This window comes from Nocardioides marinisabuli (genome assembly GCF_013466785.1).
In the GTDB taxonomy this organism is placed as follows: Bacteria; Actinomycetota; Actinomycetes; order Propionibacteriales; family Nocardioidaceae; genus Nocardioides; species Nocardioides marinisabuli.
This window is the reverse complement of sequence record NZ_CP059163.1, coordinates 1,478,815-1,496,662: the sequence shown is the minus strand read 5'-3', so window position 1 is coordinate 1,496,662 and position 17,848 is coordinate 1,478,815. Positions and strand designations below refer to the sequence as shown.

The 17,848-nt window shown below is 75.5% G+C and carries 15 protein-coding genes; 7 read left to right on the top strand and 8 right to left on the bottom strand.

What is annotated here, in order from left to right:
* Positions 1–43: 43 nt before the first annotated feature.
* The 6 genes from H0S66_RS07230 to H0S66_RS07205 all read right to left on the bottom strand — a co-directional run bounded on the left by H0S66_RS07230 (position 44) and on the right by H0S66_RS07205 (position 6,404).
* On the bottom strand, positions 44–916 hold the full coding sequence (locus tag H0S66_RS07230; protein ID WP_179614791.1) for an ABC transporter permease: 873 nt from the start codon (positions 914–916) through the stop codon (positions 44–46).
* A complete protein-coding gene (locus H0S66_RS07225; RefSeq protein WP_179614790.1) occupies positions 913–1,899 on the bottom strand; it encodes an ATP-binding cassette domain-containing protein in 987 nt (328 codons plus the stop codon). Before H0S66_RS07225 ends, H0S66_RS07230 begins: the two co-directional genes overlap by 4 nt.
* A gap of 84 nt (positions 1,900–1,983) precedes the next feature.
* A complete protein-coding gene (locus H0S66_RS07220) occupies positions 1,984–2,901 on the bottom strand; it encodes a sigma-70 family RNA polymerase sigma factor family protein (protein WP_179614789.1) in 918 nt (305 codons plus the stop codon).
* A 7-nt stretch (positions 2,902–2,908) separates the two neighbouring features.
* Positions 2,909–4,210 carry an MFS transporter gene (locus H0S66_RS07215; protein WP_258017143.1) on the bottom strand — a complete coding sequence of 434 codons (1,302 nt, stop codon included), beginning with the start codon at positions 4,208–4,210 and terminating at the stop codon, positions 2,909–2,911.
* Between the two features lie 11 nt (positions 4,211–4,221).
* Entirely contained in the window at positions 4,222–4,632 is a 411-nt protein-coding gene (locus tag H0S66_RS07210) for a hypothetical protein (protein ID WP_180923848.1), read from the bottom strand.
* Between the two features lie 41 nt (positions 4,633–4,673).
* Positions 4,674–6,404, bottom strand: a complete 1,731-nt coding sequence (locus H0S66_RS07205; protein ID WP_179614787.1) for a carbon starvation CstA family protein — start codon at positions 6,402–6,404, stop codon at positions 4,674–4,676.
* A 121-nt stretch (positions 6,405–6,525) separates the two neighbouring features.
* Between H0S66_RS07205 and H0S66_RS07200 the strand changes: the two genes are divergently transcribed.
* From H0S66_RS07200 to H0S66_RS07180, 5 genes are all read left to right on the top strand, one after another.
* On the top strand, positions 6,526–7,332 hold the full coding sequence (locus tag H0S66_RS07200; protein WP_179614786.1) for a pyridoxamine 5'-phosphate oxidase family protein: 807 nt from the start codon (positions 6,526–6,528) through the stop codon (positions 7,330–7,332).
* A gap of 86 nt (positions 7,333–7,418) precedes the next feature.
* Positions 7,419–8,327: an ABC transporter ATP-binding protein gene (locus H0S66_RS07195; RefSeq protein WP_258017142.1), complete on the top strand. Its 909-nt coding sequence runs from the start codon at positions 7,419–7,421 to the stop codon at positions 8,325–8,327.
* Positions 8,324–9,121, top strand: coding sequence for an ABC transporter ATP-binding protein (locus H0S66_RS07190; RefSeq protein WP_179614785.1), 798 nt, complete (start codon positions 8,324–8,326; stop codon positions 9,119–9,121). Before H0S66_RS07195 ends, H0S66_RS07190 begins: the two co-directional genes overlap by 4 nt.
* Positions 9,118–11,442: an FtsX-like permease family protein gene (locus tag H0S66_RS07185; RefSeq protein ID WP_179614784.1), complete on the top strand. Its 2,325-nt coding sequence runs from the start codon at positions 9,118–9,120 to the stop codon at positions 11,440–11,442. The genes H0S66_RS07190 and H0S66_RS07185 overlap by 4 nt, the downstream gene beginning before the upstream one ends.
* The gene (locus tag H0S66_RS07180; protein WP_179614783.1) at positions 11,439–14,498 is read left to right on the top strand and encodes an FtsX-like permease family protein; all 3,060 of its coding nucleotides are present in this window, start codon (positions 11,439–11,441) and stop codon (positions 14,496–14,498) included. Before H0S66_RS07185 ends, H0S66_RS07180 begins: the two co-directional genes overlap by 4 nt.
* Positions 14,499–14,514: 16 nt before the next feature.
* On the opposite strand, the gene zwf is transcribed toward H0S66_RS07180, so the two are convergent.
* Positions 14,515–15,948, bottom strand: a complete 1,434-nt coding sequence (zwf, locus tag H0S66_RS07175) for a glucose-6-phosphate dehydrogenase (protein WP_258017141.1) — start codon at positions 15,946–15,948, stop codon at positions 14,515–14,517.
* A 115-nt stretch (positions 15,949–16,063) separates the two neighbouring features.
* On the opposite strand from zwf, the gene H0S66_RS07170 reads away from it, so the two are divergent.
* Together H0S66_RS07170 and H0S66_RS07165 are read left to right on the top strand one after the other, a co-directional pair.
* Positions 16,064–16,258 carry a hypothetical protein gene (locus H0S66_RS07170; RefSeq protein ID WP_179614782.1) on the top strand — a complete coding sequence of 65 codons (195 nt, stop codon included), beginning with the start codon at positions 16,064–16,066 and terminating at the stop codon, positions 16,256–16,258.
* A gap of 87 nt (positions 16,259–16,345) precedes the next feature.
* The gene (locus H0S66_RS07165) at positions 16,346–16,858 is read left to right on the top strand and encodes a DUF427 domain-containing protein (protein ID WP_179614781.1); all 513 of its coding nucleotides are present in this window, start codon (positions 16,346–16,348) and stop codon (positions 16,856–16,858) included.
* On the opposite strand, the gene H0S66_RS07160 is transcribed toward H0S66_RS07165, so the two are convergent.
* Positions 16,859–17,839 (bottom strand): glycoside hydrolase family 6 protein, encoded by a 981-nt coding sequence (locus H0S66_RS07160; RefSeq protein ID WP_179614780.1) that lies wholly within the window; start codon positions 17,837–17,839, stop codon positions 16,859–16,861.
* Positions 17,840–17,848 lie beyond the last annotated feature (9 nt).

The following is a 17,848-nucleotide window of genomic DNA, read 5'->3' as shown; positions in this document are numbered from 1 at the left end:
AGCCGGGTCAGCGCGAATTTCGGGCCGGGTCGGCGTGGGGGGGTCAGGCCGAGGCGCGGGCGAACTGGCGGGTCGAGAGCGGCACGAAGACCGCCAGGATCAGCGCGACCCACAGCAGCGTGTAGAGCGCCGGGTGCTGCATCGACCAGGCGTCGGGCACCGGGGTGGAGGCGTCGACGTTGCCGAAGAGCTCACGGCTGGCCTGGGTGAGCGCAGAGACCGGGTTCCACAGCACGAACTGGCGCAGCACCCCGTCGAAGGAGCTCAGCGGCACGAACGCGTTGGAGACGAAGGTCAGCGGCATGATCACGATGAACGAGGCGTTGTTGATGACCTCGACCGAGGGCACCAGCAGGCCGACGTAGGCCATCACCCAGCTGATCGCGTAGGCGAAGAGCAGCAGCAGCGCGAAACCGAGCAGCGCGTCGAAGGCGCCCTCGCGGATGCGCCAGCCGACCAGCAGGCCGGTCAGCGCCATGATGATGAGCGAGAGCACGTTGTAGACGACGTCGGAGGTGGTGCGGCCCACCAGGACCGCCGCGTGCGACATCGGCAGGGAGCGGAAGCGGTCGATGATGCCCTTCTGCATGTCCTCGGCCAGACCGGCGCCGGTGAAGGTGGCGCCGAAGACGACCGTCTGGGCGAAGATGCCGCCGATCAGGAACTCGCGGTAGCCCACCGCGCCCTCGGGGTCGATCGCGCCGCCGAAGACGAACGCGAAGAGCAGCACGAACATGATCGGGCTGATCAGCACGAAGATGAGCACCTCGGGCACCCGCTTGATCTTGACCAGGTTGCGCTTGGCCACGATCCAGCCGTCGGTCAGGGCGCGGACCACGCCACCGGGCCGCTCGGGCACGGGCGTGGGCTCGGGGAGCCGGCCGGTGCCGGCGTCGTGGGAGGTGGTGGTGCTCATCGCAGGGCCTCCTCGGCCGCAGGGGTGTCGTCGCCGGTCGCGTCCTCGGCCGCGTGCCCGGTCAGGGTCAGGAACACGTCGTCGAGGGTCGGGCGGCGCAGGCCGATGTCGAGGACCTCGAGCCCGCCCTCCTCCAGCCCCTCGAGGACGCGGCGCAGCGAGCGGACGCCGCCCTCGACGGCCGCGGTCAGCTCGCGGCCGTTGTCGCCGACGCCGACCTCGCCCACGGCGACGCCGGCGAGCAGCCGGGTGGCGGCGTCGCGGTCGGAGGCGTGGGCCAGCACGACCTCGACGCGCTCGCCGCCGGTCTGCGACTTCAGCTCGTCGGCCGTGCCGCGCGCGATCGCCCGGCCGTGGTCGATGACCACGATGTCGTCGGCGAGCCGGTCGGCCTCCTCGAGGTACTGCGTGGTCAGCAGCAGCGTGGCGCCGTCGCGCACCAGCTCGCGGATGACGTCCCACATGCCCACGCGGCTGCGCGGGTCGAGCCCCGTCGTGGGTTCGTCGAGGATCAGCACCGGCGGCGCGGCCACCAGCGACCCGGCGAGGTCGAGGCGCCGGCGCATGCCGCCGGAGTAGGTCTTGGAGGGCCGGTCGGCGGCGTCGACGAGGTCGAAGCGCTCGAGCAGCTCGCGGGCCCGCTCGCGCGAGCGGCTGCGGCCCAGGCCGTAGAGGCGCCCGACCATCTCGAGGTTCTCGAAGCCGGTCAGGTGCTCGTCGACCGCGGCGTACTGGCCCGAGAGGCCGATGCGCGCGCGGACGCCGTCGGGGTCGGCGCGCACGTCGACCCCGGCCACGTGGGCGGTGCCCTCGTCGGGCTTGAGCAGCGTGGTCAGCACCCGCACCGCCGTGGTCTTGCCGGCACCGTTGGGCCCCAGCAGGGCCAGCACCTGGCCCTCGGGCACCGCGAGGTCGAGACCGTCGAGCGCCGTCACCGACTTGTACCTCTTGACCAGGCCGTGGGCCTGGATCATGTCCACCATCAGTCGTCCTCTCCCGGGCGTCGCCCCTCGACTCTGCAGCCTAGGGACCCCCGCCGACAACCGGATTCATCGGTGCCCGGCGGATCAGTCCAGGGGGGCCAGGTCGAGCAGCGCGAGCACGGCGGGGTCGGCGACGAGGTCGATCTCGTGCACCAGCGCGTCCTCGACGGTGAAGCCCACGACCATCCGCTCGGCCGCACCGTCGCGCCACACCGCGGCCGCGTAGCCGTCGAGCAGCACCGGTCGCAGGTCGGCCACGTGCTCGGCGAGGTGGGCGGCCACGGCCGCGGGGCCCTCGACGATCGCCTCGGCGCCCAGGTCGATCGCGGCGCCGTCGGCGCGCAGCCGCACCTGGGGGTGCAGCGCGGCCCGCATCGCGTCGAGGTCGTCGGCGCGGGCGGCGGCCACGACCTCGCCGACCACGGCGAGCTGGCGGGCGCGCGACCCTGAGCCGCCGACGGCCGCCTCGTCGTCGCTGCCGGCGCTGACGGCGTACCGGCCGCGGATGGCCAGCTCGCGCGCGGCGACCGGGGTCCGCCCGATCGCACCGGCGACGTCCTCGAAGTGCCAGTCGTAGAGGTCGTGCAGCACGAAGGCCACCCGCTCGGCCGGGGCCAGCCGCTCGAGCGCGGCGAGCAGGTCGGGGCCCACCGCCGAGCGCAGCGCGGCGGCGTCGGCCTCGCGCGCGGGGTCGACGGGGTCGAGGGGCTCGTCGAGGTCGACGGTGACCGGGGCGCCGGCCGCCACCGTGGCGGGTCGCCGCCCGCGCAGCCGCCCGAGGGCCAGGCGCGCCAGCCGGGTGCAGGCCCAGGTGCGCTCGTCGATCACGCTGCCCGGCTGCGACCGCTCCTGGGCGGCCAGCTGCTGCAGCGTCAGCGTCGTCACCTCGTCGGCGGCCGCGAGGCTGCCGAGCAGGCGGAAGGCCAGCGAGCGCAGGTGGGCCGACAGCTCCTCGTCGTACGTGTCGTGCTCGAGCAGGGGGGCGTCACCGACGTGGTCCACCGCCCCACTATCCCTCATCGACCCGGACGACGGGAGGGGTGCGGGTGATCCGGTAGCGCACGAAGGACGGCACGACCAGGGCGGCCACGACCGTGCCGACCACGACGAGCACCCCGCCGCCGGCCGCGGCCGCGCCCGCGCCCACCCCGGCGGCCGTGGCCCCGTGCAGCACGTCGGCGACCCGGGGCCCGCCGGCGACCACGACGATGAAGACGCCCTGCAGGCGCCCGCGCATCGCGTCGGTGGCGGCGCTCTGCAGCATCGAGGTCCGGAACGCCGCCGAGGCCATGTCGGCGGCGCCGCCGACGACGAGCATCAGCAGCGCCAGCACCAGCATCGGGGTGCGCCACTGGGGGGCCAGCAGCACGGCGACGCCGAAGCCGGCCATCGCCACGCCCCACACCAGGATGCACACGACGACGGCGAGTCCCTGCCGCGAGACCCGCGAGACCCAGCCGCTGAGCACCCCGCCGACCACGGCACCGGCCGGGATCGCGGCGAAGAGCAGCGCGAAGACCAGGCCGCCCTCCTCAGGGCCGCCGAAGTCGACCGCGGCGATCTCGGGGAACAGCGCCCGCGGCATCCCGAAGACCATCGCGATGATGTCGACCACGAACGACATCAGCAGCACCGGCTGGGTGCGCAGGTAGGCGAAGCCGTCGACCACGGCGCGCACCCCCGGCACCTGCGCCACCGCGCCCTCGACCGCCAGCGTCGGCAGCCGCAGCACCGCGGCCAGCGTCGCGAAGAGGGTCAGGGTGTCGATCGCATAGAGCCAGGCGAAGCCGGTGAAGGGGATCGCGATGCCGGCCACCAGCGGCCCGGCGATCGCCCCGGCCTGGAAGACCGTCATGTTGAGGGAGTTGGCCGCCGGCAGCAGGTCGGGCGGCAGCAGCTTGGGCAGCACCGCGCTGCGCGTGGGCTGGTTGACCGCGAAGAACGCCTGCTGCACCGCGAAGAGGCACAGCAGCAGCCACACGTTGCTCGAGCCCAGGAACGCCTGCACCGCGAAGAGCCCGCTCGTCACGATCAGCCCGACGGTGGTGACCCGCAGGATGCTGCGCCGGTCGAAGACGTCGGCCAGCGCCCCGCCGTACAGGCCGAAGACGACCAGCGGCACCAGGCCGAAGAGCCCGGTCAGCCCGACGTACGCCGACGAGCCGGTGTCGGCGTAGATCTGCGCCGGCACCGCGACGACCGTCAGCTGCGCCCCGACCACCGTGATGATGTTGGCCACCCACAGGCGCCGGAAGTGGTCGTTGCGCAGTGGTCTCGTGTCGGCCACCAGGCCGCGCATCCGCTCCCCCACGGGGGCAGAACCTACGCCGAGGCGGCCCGCCTCACGACGGTGACCAGCTCGTCGGGCCCGAGCGCCTCCAGGTCGCCCACGCGCAGCCCGTCGACGAGCACCGAGCCGGCCCGGGTGGCGCCGAGCGCCGAGCGCACCGCGCCCAGCGTGCCGACCCGTCGCCGCGCCCGGCGCAGCACCGCCGGCAGCAGCCAGGCGGTGTTGCCGGCGTCGACGACCTGCACGTCGAGCTCGGGCAGCTGGGCGCGCAGCGCCCGGTACGCCGCCCCCACCGGGTCGCTGGAGGGGTCGCTGGAGGGGTCGCTCGAGGCGTCGTGGTGCTCGTGGCGCGGCACGGGCCCCGAGCAGCAGCCACCCCCGCCCCGGGCGTCGGTCCAGGGGCGCACCAGCACCACCCGGCCCACCTCACCGGCGAGCGCCACCGCCTCGGCCCTCGCCGCCCCGGACCTCACCGCCCCGGACCTCATCGTCGCTGGGGGCTGTCGTCGGGCACCGGCGCCTGCTCGCCGTCGGTGCTGCTGCCGCTGGCCCGGCGCAGCGCGAGGGCGGCCTCGACCACCAGCCACACGGCCAGCACGAAGATGATCGCGTCGAGCGGGGCGAGCACCCACTGGCCGTCGTCGACGAAGTTCTTGAGGTTGACCACGAGCGCCCACGAGGTCATCACCAGCAGGAAGGCCAGCGGCACCAGCACCGCGACCGGGTTCCGGCCGCGCTGGACGACCCACACCGCCACCACGGCCAGGGCCAGGCCGGCGGTGAGCTGGTTGGTGGTGCCGAAGAGCTGCCACAGCACCCCGAAGGTGTAGCCGGCCTCGCCGCCGCCGGGCAGCAGCGCCATCGCCAGCGGCACCACGACCGCGACGATGCCGGCCAGGGTCAGGTTGCGGGCCAGGCGGTGCCAGCCCAGGACCTCGGCGATCTCCTGCACGACGTAGCGCTGCAACCGCACCCCGGTGTCCATGGTGGTCGCGGCGAAGGAGATCACCACGACCGCGGCGAAGATGATCGCGAGGTCGAGCGGCACGCCCAGGTTGTTGGCGAAGACCCCGACACCGTTGACGAAGTTGCCGACCGCGCCGCCCGAGGCGGTGTCGAAGTCGGGGTAGAGCGCCGTCCAGTCGGCCCGGGTCGCGGCGACACCGGCCGTCACCGCCAGCAGCGCGCCGACGGCCAGCGCACCCTCGCCGACCGCGCCGAGGTAGCCGACGTGGCGCACGTCGGCCTCCTTGTCGATCTGCTTGGCGGTGGTGCCGGAGGCCACCAGCGAGTGGAAGCCCGAGATCGCGCCGCAGGCCACCGTGATGAACAGGAACGGGAAGATCGAGGGCGAGCCCTCGGGCACGTCGTTGACCAGCGGCGCCGCGATGGTGTTCCAGCCGACGGCGATGCCGGCGACGATCACGCCCAGGGCGATGAAGAGCTGGTGGGAGTTGATGTAGTCGCGCGGCTGCAGCAGCACCCACACCGGCAGCCGCGAGGCGATGAAGGCGTAGGCGAAGAGGATGACGACCCACACGTTGCGCGGGTTGTCGACGCCCAGGGCGTCGGCGAGCCCGGTGAGCTCGATCGGCACCGCCTGGCCGACCCCGATCAGCAGGTAGAGCACGACCACGCCGACCAGCGAGGGCACCAGCGCGGCCGACTTCGAGCGGTAGATGTACTGCCCGATCCCGATGGCCAGCGGGATCTCCACGAAGATCGGGATCACCGCGCCGGGGTTGGCCACCAGCAGGTTGCCGATGACCACCGCGAACACCGCGTTCACCAGGGTCAGCAGGAAGAAGATGATCAGCAGGAACAGGGTGCGGGCCCGCTTGCTGATGACGTCGTGGGCGATGGTGCCGATGTTGCGGGCTCCGTGGCGCACCGAGACGGCCAGCGAGCCCATGTCGTGCACGCCCGCGGCGAAGATCGTGCCGACCACGATCCAGGCCAGGGCCGGGCCCCAGCCCCAGAAGGCGGCGATCGCCGGGCCGACGATCGGCGCCGCGCCGGCGACCGAGGTGAAGTGGTGGCCGAAGACGACGTGCTTGTTGGTCGGCACGAAGTCGACCCCGTCGGCGAACTGGTGCGCCGGGGTCACGAACGCCGCGTCGACGCCGTACACCCGGCGGGCCAGGTAGCTGGAGTAGTGGCGGTAGGCCAGGAAGAACAGCACGGCCACGGCGGCCGCGACGACGATGGCGGGCACGACGACTCCTCCCGGCCGGGCCGTCGGCGGAGTGGGTGGCCCGAGCCGTCGCCATCATGTCCTTTACCTGTGACCGCTGTCACCCCCCGTGACGGTGACGCCGGGTGCCTACAGTGGCCGCGTGCCTCCCGACCCCGTACGCCGCGACGCCCAGGTCGAGGCCGCCCTGCGCGCCGCCGTGGTCGCCGACGTCGCCTGGCGCGCCGGCGACCGGCCGCAGGTGCACGGGGTGCTGCCGCTGGTCGGGCCGGACGGGCCGGTGCTGGCGCTGCCCTACGCGCAGGCCGGCGTCGCGCGGTCGCTGGCCGCCGCCCCGGAGGTGCTCGTGTGCCTCAGCGAGCCGACGGGGGCGGGGGCCGCGTGGGCACCGATGTCGGTGCGGGCCCGCCCCCGGCTGGAGGAGGACCCCGAGGGCGACGTCTTCGCCGCCACCCTGCTGGAGCAGGAGCTGCTGCGCTGGCCGCCCTCGCGGCTGCTGGCCGACTCGGTGCTGCTGCGCCGCGAGCACTGGTGGTGGCTGCCGCGGCTGCTGGTGCACCTCGAGGTGGTCGGCACCGAGCCGCTCGCGGCCCGCACGCGCCCCGACGAGCACCTGCTCGTGGTCGGCGGCGCCGACGGGACGCGGGCCCGCGTGGTCCGCGACCTGCCCCGGGTGGGCCCGCCGCCGGGTCCGGGGGCCGCGGGCGGCGACCCGGCGCTGCTGCTGGGCCAGGAGGTGTCGTGGCCCGACCTCGAGCGGTGGGGCCGCTGGACCTGGCGGGGGCGCTGGGACGGCTCGGCGCTGCAGGTCGAGCAGGCCCCGGAGACCACCGGCCTGCCCCCGGTGCCCGGGCTGCTGGCGCGCTGGCGCGGCCACCGCGCCCTCGAGCGCGCCTGCCGCGCCGGTCTGGCAGGGGCCGGTGGGCCGGCGAGAGTCACAGGTCCTTAACGAAGCGGCGCCGGAGCCGGTGCGGTGTTGCGCGCCGGCGCGCGCGTGGGGTCTGCTGTGCCGCGGACCAAGGGGAGGCGGCAACGGTGGCAGTGCTCGAGCCCGGTGTGGACATCGGCGAGCTGGACCACCCCGGTGGCATCGGGGTGCGGTGCACGGGGGTGGTGCACCTCTACCGCACCTTCGAGGGCCACGACGTGGTCGCGCTGCAGGGCGTCGACCTCGTCATCCGCCCCGGTGAGCGGGTGGCCTTCCTGGGCCCGTCCGGCTCGGGCAAGTCGACGCTGCTGACGCTGCTGGGCGGCATCCAGAAGCCCAGCGCCGGGCGGATCTTCCTCGGCGAGCACGAGATCTCCCGGCTCCCCGAGCCCCAGCTGGCCCGGCTTCGCTCGCGCCGCGTCAGCACCATGCTCCAGGGCGCCACCCGCAACCTGCTGGCCTACGCCACCGCCCGCCAGAACATCGCCTTCGCGCGGCTGGCGCTGACCTCGGCCGAGCGCCGCCAGGCCGTGCCCGAGCGCGACCTGCTGGCCCGGGTCGGCCTCGAGGGCGTCGCCGACCAGGTCGTCTCGACCATGTCGGGCGGCCAGCGCCAGCGCCTGGCCCTGGCCTGCGCGGTTTCCACCTCGCCCCAGCTGCTGCTCGCCGACGAGCCGACCAGCCAGCTCTCCCACGACGACCGCGACGCCGTCATCGGCCTGGTCCACGAGCTCGGCGACGAGCTCGGCACCACCATCGTCGTGGTCACCCACCAGCCCGAGGTCGCGGCCACCTTCCCGCGCACGGTGACCATGAAGGGCGGGCGCGTGGGGCTCGAGGGCCGCGACGGCGCGGAGTACGTCGTCATCGGCGCCGAGGGCGTCGTGCACCTGCCCGGCCACCTGGCCGAGCAGTGGCCGCAGGGCACGCTGGTGCGCATCGAGCCCGAGACCGTCGACAGCGCCGACCGCCTGGTCGTCTCGCGACCGCCCGAGGAGCAGGGGGACCACGCGTGAGCGACGTGCAGGTGCGCGGCGTGCGCTACGAGGTCGACCGGCCGCTGCTGGCCGACATCGACCTGGTGCTGCGCGCCGGCGAGATGACCGCCCTCTCGGGGCCCAGCGGCTCGGGCAAGACGACGCTGCTCTCCATCGTCGGCGGCCTGCTCGAGCCCACCGCGGGCGAGGCGACGTACGACGGCGCGCCCACCTGGCGCGGCACCGGCGACCCGCGGCCCGAGGTCGCCTTCGTGCTGCAGGTCTACGGCCTGGTGCCGATCCTCTCGGCGCGCGAGAACGTCTCGGTCGCGCTGCGCGCGCGCGGCGTCGACCCGGTCGAGGCCGACGAGCAGGCGCTGGCCGCCCTCACCCGCTTCCACATCGCCGACCTCGCCGACCGCCAGGTCGAGGAGCTCTCGGGCGGTCAGATGCAGCGCGTCGCGCTCGCCCGCGGCCTGTGCGTGGGCGCCGGGGTGCTGCTCGCCGACGAGCCCACCAGCGAGCTCGACGAGGGCAACCGGGCGCTCGTGCTGGGCGAGCTGCGGCGCGAGGCCGAGCGCGGCGCCGTGGTCGTCGTGGCCACCCACGACCCCGCCGTGGTCGAGGCTTGCGACGCCCACCACGCGCTCGACGACGGCCGGCTGGTCGACCACACCGAGCCCGTGCACCTGGCCCACACGCGGTTCCGGCCCGAGCCGTCGGCGTCGGAGGCCCCGGCCACGCCGCCGGTCGCCGACCCGGTCGTGGCACCCGCCCAGGACCCGGCGCCGCGCGACGACTCCGCCTTCCGGCGCCCGCCGGCCGGCCGGTGACCCGCGAGCCCGTCGGCGCCCTGGCCCGGACCCTGCGCGGGGCCTGGTCGCGCCGCGCCACCCTGACCCCGCTGCTGCTGCTCACCACCGTGGTGGTCGCCGGGGTCGTGGCGGTGCTCGGCTTCGCCGAGGCCGCGGGCACCTCCGGCGCGCTCGCGGTGCCGCTGCTGCTGCTGGCCCTGGTCGCGCTGCCCACCACGGGGCGCGAGCTGGCCTCGGCCCGGCGCGGCGAGATCGCGCTGGCCCGGCTGCGCGGCCTCGAGGGCGGCGAGCTCTACGTGCTGGTGGCCCTCGAGCCGCTGCTGGTGCTCACCTTTGGCGGGCTGCTCGGAGGTGGGCTGGGCCTGCTCGTCGCGCGCCTCAGCGCCCACGCCTGGCTGCGCGACCCCGCCCCGCTGGTCGGCGTCGACGCCCTGGTCGCGGCCCTGCTGGTGGTCCTGGTGGCGCTCGCCGCGCTGCTGGTGGGAATGGCGGCGGCGCTGCGGGAGCCGCTGGCCGACCAGGTCGCCGCGGTCGCGAGGCCCCGTCGTACGACGGTCGCGGCGGCGTTCGCGCAGGTGCTGGTCGTGGTCGGCGCCGCGGTCGCGGTCTACCGCAGCTCGCTCGGGTCGAGCGGCGCCGGCGCCGCGGGGGTCGACGTGGTGGTGCTGGCCGGGCCGGCGCTCGTGGGGCTGGCCGTCGGGGCCGGCGCCCTGTGGCTGCTGCGCGCCGTGGCCCGGGTGTGGGTGCGCCGGCGCGGGCCCCGCGGGGGGCTCGGCGGCTTCCTCGCCGCGCGCCGCCTCGACCGGGTCAGCGGTGTGGCGGGGGCGGTGCAGGTGCTCGTGGCCGCGGCCGTGGTCGCGGGCGTGGCACTGACCGCCGCCCTCCAGGTCGACCAGTGGACCGAGCGCACCGCGCGGCTGCAGGCCGGGGCCCCGCTGCGCATCGACCTGGAGACCGACGCGGAGCCCGCGCTCGAGCTCACCCGCCGCCTCGACCCCGAGGGCCGCTGGCTGATGGCGGCGGTGCTGGTGCCGGGGGAGGGCAGCGCGGTCGCGCGCCGCGCCTTCCTCGACCTCTCGCGCCACGACGCCGTGCTCGGCGACTTCCACGACGACACCGCGGCGGCCGCCCTCGCGTCGGTGGTCGACGAGCTGGCCCCCGACACCGGGTCGGCGACCCGACCGGTGGTGGGCACCGAGGTGAGCGCCACCGTCAGCGGCGTCAGCCGACGTCTCGAGGGCCGCATGCGCCCCGTGGTGGTCCTGAGCCTGCGCGACCTCACCGGCGGCTCCCGGCAGGTGCGGCTGCGCCTCGAGGTCGGCCTCGACGGGGGCCCCGCCACCGCCTCGACGCCCGTGGAGTGCGCCGCGGGCTGCGAGCCGGTCGCGGTCACCCTCCAGCGCAAGCCGGGCGACAGCGAGCTGCCCTGGACCCTCGACTCGCTGGTCGTCGGCGACCAGGACCTGCTCGAGCGAGGCTGGGCGCCGGCCGAGGAGACCCGCGGCGACCGGCCCGGCGGTCCGGTCCCGGTGGCCGGTGGGCTCCTCGCGGTCAGCACCTCCGCCCCGCTCGTGGCGGTGCCCGCCGCGGCCGGGCTCTCCGTGCCCGTGCTCGCGACCCGCAGCGCGGTCTGGGAGGACGACCCGGTCGTCGACTCGCCCGGCGGCGCCGACCTGGCCGCGCGCGTCGTGGGCCGGGTCCCCGGCCTGCCGCTGGTGCAGGCCGACGGACTCCTCGCCGACCTGCCTCGGGTCCTGCTGGGCTCGCCCCCCACGGTGCCGGTGGCCGAGGTGATGGTGCTGGCCCGCGCCGACACGCCCGAGGCCCTGCTCGACGAGGTGCTCGACGAGACCGGCGGCGACCTGCGCACGCTCGCCCAGGTGCGCGCCGGGGTGAGCGACGAGACCGGCGCCGCCCAGGCGCGGGTCTACCTGCTGGTCGCCGGGTCCGGGCTGCTGGTCGCGTTGCTGGTCCTGGCCACCGCGGTGGCCCGCGAGCGGCCGGCCTGGCTGCGCGACGTGGCCGCGCTGCGCGCCGTCGGCCTCGACGTACGACGCCTGCGGGGCGCGGGCCGCCTCGAGGCCGCCGGCCTGGTGGTCGTCTCGGTGGTCGCGGCGCTGCTGGGCACCGCGGCGGGCGTGGCGTGGCTGCTGGGTGACCTGGCCCTGGTCGAGGTGCCCGCCCACGCGGTCGCGCTCCGCACCTCCCTCGAGGCCTGGCCGGTGGCGCTGCTCGCGGTCGTCGTGGCCGCGGTGGTGGCGCTGGTCGTGGGCCGGGGCCGCCGGGTCTCCGCCGAGCGGTCGCGGCCGGCCATCCTGCGCGAGGAGGCCGCCCGGTGAGGTCCCTGGTCGCCACCGTGCTGCGTGGTCTGCGCTCGCGGCTGCTGCTCTCGCTCGGCTCGGTGCTGCTGATCGCCCTGGCCGTCGCCTCGGCCGTGCTCGGCCCGGTCTTCCAGGTCGCGGTCACCAGCTCCTACCTGGTCACCCGGCTCGCCGACGCGCCCAACCCCCTGACCGGCCTGAGCTGGGCCTACCGGCCCGCGCCGGGCACCGGCCCGGCGGCGGCGGCGAGCGAGGCCGCCACCCTGGCCCGGCAGGCCGGCGCGGGCGCCGGTGACACCTACGTCGCGCCGCAGACGTTCCTGCGCACCGACGAGACCCCGGGTCTGGGCGGCCAGGTGCGGCTGGCGGCCAAGGAGGGCTACTGCGAGCACCTCGAGGTCGAGGGCCGCTGCCCCGCGGCGCCCCGCGAGGTGCTGATGCTCGCCGGCGACGCCGAGCTCACCGCCTTCGAGGTCGGCGCCACCTTCGACGTCGAGGGAGCGGGCACCCTCGAGGTGGTCGGGCTCTACACCGTGCCCGAGGGCCCTGCCGAGGCCGACTGGTGGTTCGACCTGTCGCGCTTCTCCTCCCGCACCCCGACGCCGCCGCCGAGCAACCAGCCCTACCGGCCCGCACCGCTGCTCACCGGCCACGAAACCCTCGAGGGGCTCGCGGGGGTCGACGTCGAGGTGCTCGTCGACCGCCGCCTCGAGCCGCCGGCCGACCTCGACCTCGAGGGTCTCGACGCGGTGCGCGCGGTGGCCTCGGCCCAGGACGACCTCGCGGCGCTCGGGCTCGACGTCGCCGCGGGAGCGTCGTTCGAGACCCGCTCGATCAACGACATCGACGGCGTGGCCGCCGAGGTGCGCGCCCAGCAGGAGACCGCGCGCAGCTCGGTCGCCCCGGCCGTGCTGTCCCTGGTGCTGGTGGCGCTCGCGCTGCTGCTGCGGCTGCTGACGGCCGCCGCCGACCTGCGCCTGCCCGAGCTGGCGCTGGCCTCGCTGCGCGGGCTGCCGCGGCGCCGGATGTGGTCGCTGGGCCTCTCCGAGCCGCTGGTGCTGCTGGGCGTCGCAGTGCCGGTGGGCGGGGCGCTGGGGCTCGGCGTCTCGTGGCTGCTGGTCGAGTCGTGGCTGGTGCCGGGGTTGCCGGTGCCGCTGCCGTGGACCTCGCTGCTGGCCGGCCTCGGCGTGGGGCTCGGCGCGGGCCTGGTCGCGGTCGTCGCGGTGGGGCTGGTGCTGCGGGTCGACCTGGCCTCCCAGCTGGGCGGCGTACGCCGTCCGTCGCGGGCGCGCCGCGGCGCCGTGGTCGCCCAGCTCGCGCTCGTGGCCGGCGCCCTGGTGGTGCTGCTGAGCAAGCTGTCGTCGACGGCGCCGGGCGACCCCGACGTGACCGACCTGGTGCTGCCGGTGCTGCTCGCGGTGGTCGCGGGCCTCGGGGGCGCGCGGGCCACCTCTGCGCTGGCCGGCTGGTGGACCCGCCGCGGCCCGCGCGGCTCGTCGCTGTCGACCTTCGTGGCCGCGCGTGCGCTCAGCCGGCGCCGCGAGGGCACCCTGGTGATCCTGCCGGTCACCGCGGCGATCGCGATCTGCGTCTTCGGGGCCGGGGTCTACGACTCGGCCTCCCAGTGGCGCGCCAGCGTGGCCGCGACCCGGGCCCCCGCAGCCGTGGTGTGGGCCTCCGACCTGTCGCTGGACCGCACTGTGGCGCTGAGCCGCACCGCCGACCCCGACGGCGAGTGGCTGATGGCCGCCGGCACCCTCTCGAGCACCGGCCCGGTCTTCACCGTTGCCGACACCTCCCGCCTCGAGCGCGTGGCGCAGTGGTCGGACCAGTGGACCCCCGGCACCTCCACCGCCGAGATCGCCGAGCGGCTGCGCCCGACCGGCGAGGTCCCGCTGCTGGAGGGCAGCCGGATCGGCGTCGTCGTCGACAACCAGGCCCGCTCGAGCGACGACCTCGTGCTGCGCCTGCGCCTGGTCACCGCCGAGGGCGACGTCCGGTTCGCCTTCCTGCCCGTGCCTCCCAGCTCGGGCACCCTCGAGACCCGGGTGCCGGCCTGCCGCAGCGGCTGCCGCCTGGAGGGGCTGACCTTCGGCGGCCCGGCCGCGCTGCGCACCGACATCCAGGGGGTCGTCGAGATCTGGGGCGTGCTCGCCGACGGCGAGCCGGTCGACGGGGCCGTCACCGGCGCCGGGTGGAAGGTGGCCGCCGACGCGTCGGCGCCCGAGGCCGTCACCCGCCTCACCGACGACGACGGCGTCCTGCGCGTGGAGGCAGCCACGGGCGAGCCCGCGATCCTCCAGCTCACCGCCGGCGACGTGCCCGAGGCCCTGCCGGTGGTCAAGGGGCTCGACGCCCGCACCGAGCCCGACCCCAACGCCTTCTCGACCAGCTCACCGCTGAGCTTCCCGGTCGACCCGGTCGTCGAGGCCACGAGCGTGCCGCTGCTGGGGCCGCGCGGGCTGCTCATCGACTACGACATGGTCAGCATCGACCGCGAGGTCTACGACCAGGACTCCTCCGAGGTGGTGGTCCTGGCCCGCGCCGATACCCCCGAGGACGTCTCCGAGCAGCTGCGCGCGGCCGGGCTCTCGGTCGACCGCACCTTCGGCGACGTGCGCGCCGGCCTCGACGGTGAGGCGTACGCCCTGGCCCTGCGGCTGTACGCCGTCGTCGCGGTGCTGGTGCTGGTGATGGCGGTGGCGGCCCTCGGCGTCAGCACCGCCGTGCAGCTGCCCGCGCGCCGTCGCGACGCCGCCTCGCTACGGGTGGTGGGGGTGCCGCGGCGCGAGGTGATGGGCGCGGTGGCGCGCGAGCTGGGCGTGGTGCTGGGCAGCACCGCCGTGGCCGGGCTGGCGGCCGGCGCGCTCGCCCAGTACGTCGTGCTGCGGACCGTCACCCTCGGCTACGCCGAGACGCTGTCGACGCCCGAGCTGGTCGCCGGTGTCGACCCCGTGCGGCTGGCGCTGCTGGCGCTGCTGACCGCGGTGCTCTTCGGCGCCGTGGCGCTGGGCAGCGCCGTGCTCACCGTGCGGGGCGCCCGGGGCGCGACCCTGCGCGAGACCGCCCGCTGAGCCGGCCGGCGGCCGCTCAGCGCCCCAGGTGCCAGCCGCCGCGGGCCAGGTCGAGGGCGGCCTGGGGGCCCCACGAGCCCTGCTCGTAGGAGTGCACCTCTGGGGGTGCGTCGAGCACCGGCTGGCAGACCTCCCAGATCCGCTCGACCTCGTCGGAGCGGGTGAAGAGGGTGCGCTCGCCGCGCAGCACGTCGAGCAGCAGCCGCTCGTAGGCCTCGAGCGGGTCGCCCTCGTCGACGTCCTCGGCGAAGTCGAGGCTCATCACCGCCTTGACCAGGTCCATGTCGGGCCCGGGCTTCTTGGCCTGAAGCTCGACGTGCACCTGCGGCTGGTCGGTCAGCTCGAGGACCAGCTCGTTGCAGGCCACGGAGCCGTTGAAGATGTCGGTGTGCGGCGTGCGGAAGCGCAGCGTGATGGTGCGCCGGCCCTCGGCGAGCGCCTTGCCGGTGCGCAGGTAGAACGGCACGTCGCGCCAGCGGTCGTTGTCGATCCAGGCCTCGAGGGCCACGAAGGTCTCGACCTCGGAGTCGTCGGCGACGTCCTCGTCGTCGCGGTAGCCCTCGAACTGACCCAGCACCACGCGGGAGGGGTCGAGCGGTCGCATCGCGGCGAAGACGGCCGACTTCGCGTCGCGCAGCTCGTCGGCGTCGAAGCGGCAGGCCTCCTCGAGCGCCACCAGGCCCAGCAGCTGGGTCAGGTGGGTCGAGATCATGTCGCGCAGCGCGCCGGTGGACTCGTAGAAGCTGCCCCGGCCCTCGAGGCCGAGGTCCTCGGGCACGTCGATCTGCACCGAGTCGATGTGGCGGGCGTTCCAGGACGGCTCGAAGAGCCCGTTGGCGAAGCGCAGCGCCAGGATGTTCTGCACCGCCTCCTTGCCCAGGAAGTGGTCGATGCGGAAGACCTGCTCCTCGTCGACGACCTCCTTGAGGGCCGCGTCGAGCTCGCGGGCGGAGTCGAGGTCCAGGCCGAACGGCTTCTCCACGACCAGCCGCGCCCGCTCGGTCAGCTCCTCGCGCCCGAGCATCGCGATCATCGGCTCCATCGCCGCCGGGGGCACCGACAGGTAGACCAGCCGGCGCACCCCGTCGGTGCCCCCGTCGGCCCCGAGGTCCTCCTCGGCCGCGCGCACCGCGGCGGCCAGGTCGGCGCCGTCGTCGGCGTCGGAGGTGCAGAACGACACCCGCTCCAGCAGCGCGTCGGCCACCTCGTCGTCGAGGTCCTCGACGCTCTCGCCGAGCGCCTCGCGCACCTGCTCGCGGAACTCGTCGTCGCTGCCGGGGGAGTGCCGCCCGCTGCCGATGACGGCGTACTCGTCGGGCAGGCGGCCCTGCGCCGCCAGGCGGTAGAGGCCCGGGAAGAGCTTGCGGGCCGCCAGGTCGCCGGTGGCGCCGAAGAGCACCATGACGTGCGGGGCGAGGGCCTCTGTGGTCGAGCTGCTGGGGTGGGTCACAGGTCATGCCTACCGGGTCGGGCAGGGGCCACGGCCATCCCCAAGGGTGGGGGGATGTGGCCACAGAACGGTCACGCTCGGCGCCTCACCCCTTCTGGCCTGGCACTATGGAGAGATGACACTCGACATGCAGGGGGCCGCGGCGGCCATCGAGGAGTACTTCGGCCACGAGGTGCTGACCGACGAGCCCACCTGGGCGAGCGTGCTCATCGACCAGGCGCCCGCCACCTACGAGAGCGCCGAGGACCTCACCACGGCCCTCGAGCTGATGCACCTGCGCCATGCGCAGGAGCAGCCCGCCACCGACTGACCCCACCGCGAGCCGGCCGGTTCGAACGAGCCGACTCGGCGCGGGCACCGACGAGGTGCGGTTGGTGCGTGGGAGTTCACTGGCGCCATGCGCCCCCGACCTGAGAAGCCCGGCCCCGGGCAGGAGTCCGTGTGGGACTACCCGCGCCCGCCGGCGCTGGAGGAGTCCTCCGAGAGCATCGAGGTCGAGCTGGGCGGTGTCGTCGTCGCCCGCACCACCCGGTCCTGGCGGGTCCTGGAGACCAGCCACCCGCCGACCTACTACCTGCCGCGCGAGGCCTTCGCCGAGGGCGTGCTGCGGCCCACCGACGGCTCGTCGGCCTGCGAGTGGAAGGGCTACGCCGCCTACTTCGACCTCGTGGGCGGCCCGGGCCCCGACGGCACGCCGGTGGTCGCCCCGCGGGCGGCGTGGACCTACCCGGCCCCGACGCCGGCCTTCGCCGCGCTGGCCGACGCGGTCGCGGTCACGCCGCTGGCCGTCGACGCCTGCCGGGTCGACGGCGAGGTCGTGGTGGCGCAGGAGGGCGGGTTCTACGGCGGCTGGATCACCAGCCGCGTCGTCGGGCCCTTCAAGGGGATCCCGGGCTCCTGGGGCTGGTAGTCAGCAGCCGGGGCCCGGGTCGTCGCGGCCCAGCAGCCGGTCGGCGAGCAGGTCGCACCACTGCCCCGACGAGGGTCCGCCGTTGACCGGGCCGTCCGACTCGCCGGGGTGCTTGACCCACAGCGTGCCGTCGAAGCGACCGTCGAACCGCAGCTTCGGCGGCTTGCCCAGGCGCGCCCAGGTCGGGTTGGTGACGTCGCCGTCGACGGGCTTGCGGGCGCCGTTGCGCGAGGTGTCCACGACGTAGCGCAGACCCTTGACGCCGTCCTGGCGCAGCGAGCGCAGCAGCGTCTCGGCGTAGGCCTTCTCCTGGCCGAGCCGGCGGTAGTTGGCGACGTTGGTGCTGATGCCGCGGCCCAGGCCGACGCCGGCCTTCTTGAGCAGCCGCGCGCGGTCGGCGTACGGCGTCCAGCCGGAGTGGGCGGCGTCGAGGTAGACCCAGGCGCCGGCCCTGCTCAGCTTGCGCACGGCGCTGCGCAGGAGCAGCAGCCGCTCGCGGCCGTTGGCGCACTCGTCGTGGCCGTAGAAGCCGATCGCGTCGGGCTCCACGACGACCAGGGCCTTGCTGCCCCTGGCGCCGGCGGCGACCTCGGCCACCCAGGAGCGGTAGGCGTCGGCGCCGGGGAGGCCGCCGGAGGAGTACAGGCCGCAGTCGCGGTCGGGGATCGCGTAGACGACCAGCATCGGCGTCTTGCCGGCCTGCGCCGCGCGCGAGGTGTAGGCCCGCACGACGTCGGCCACCTGGTCGCGCGGGTAGTACTCGTTGGAGAGCCACAGCGCCTGGGCGCGCTTGGCGATGTCGGCGTACGCCGGACCCTGCTGGGCGGCGGGCATCAGCGGGTCGACGAAGAGCCCCTGGGTCCTGCGGGGGTCGCGCTCGGCCAGCGCGGGCGCGTCGGCGCCGGCCTGGGGCGGGAGCCCGGTCAGCGCGAGCCCGGCCGCGACCAGGAGCGCCGCGCACCGGGAGCGGGAGGTGGGCACGAGCACGAG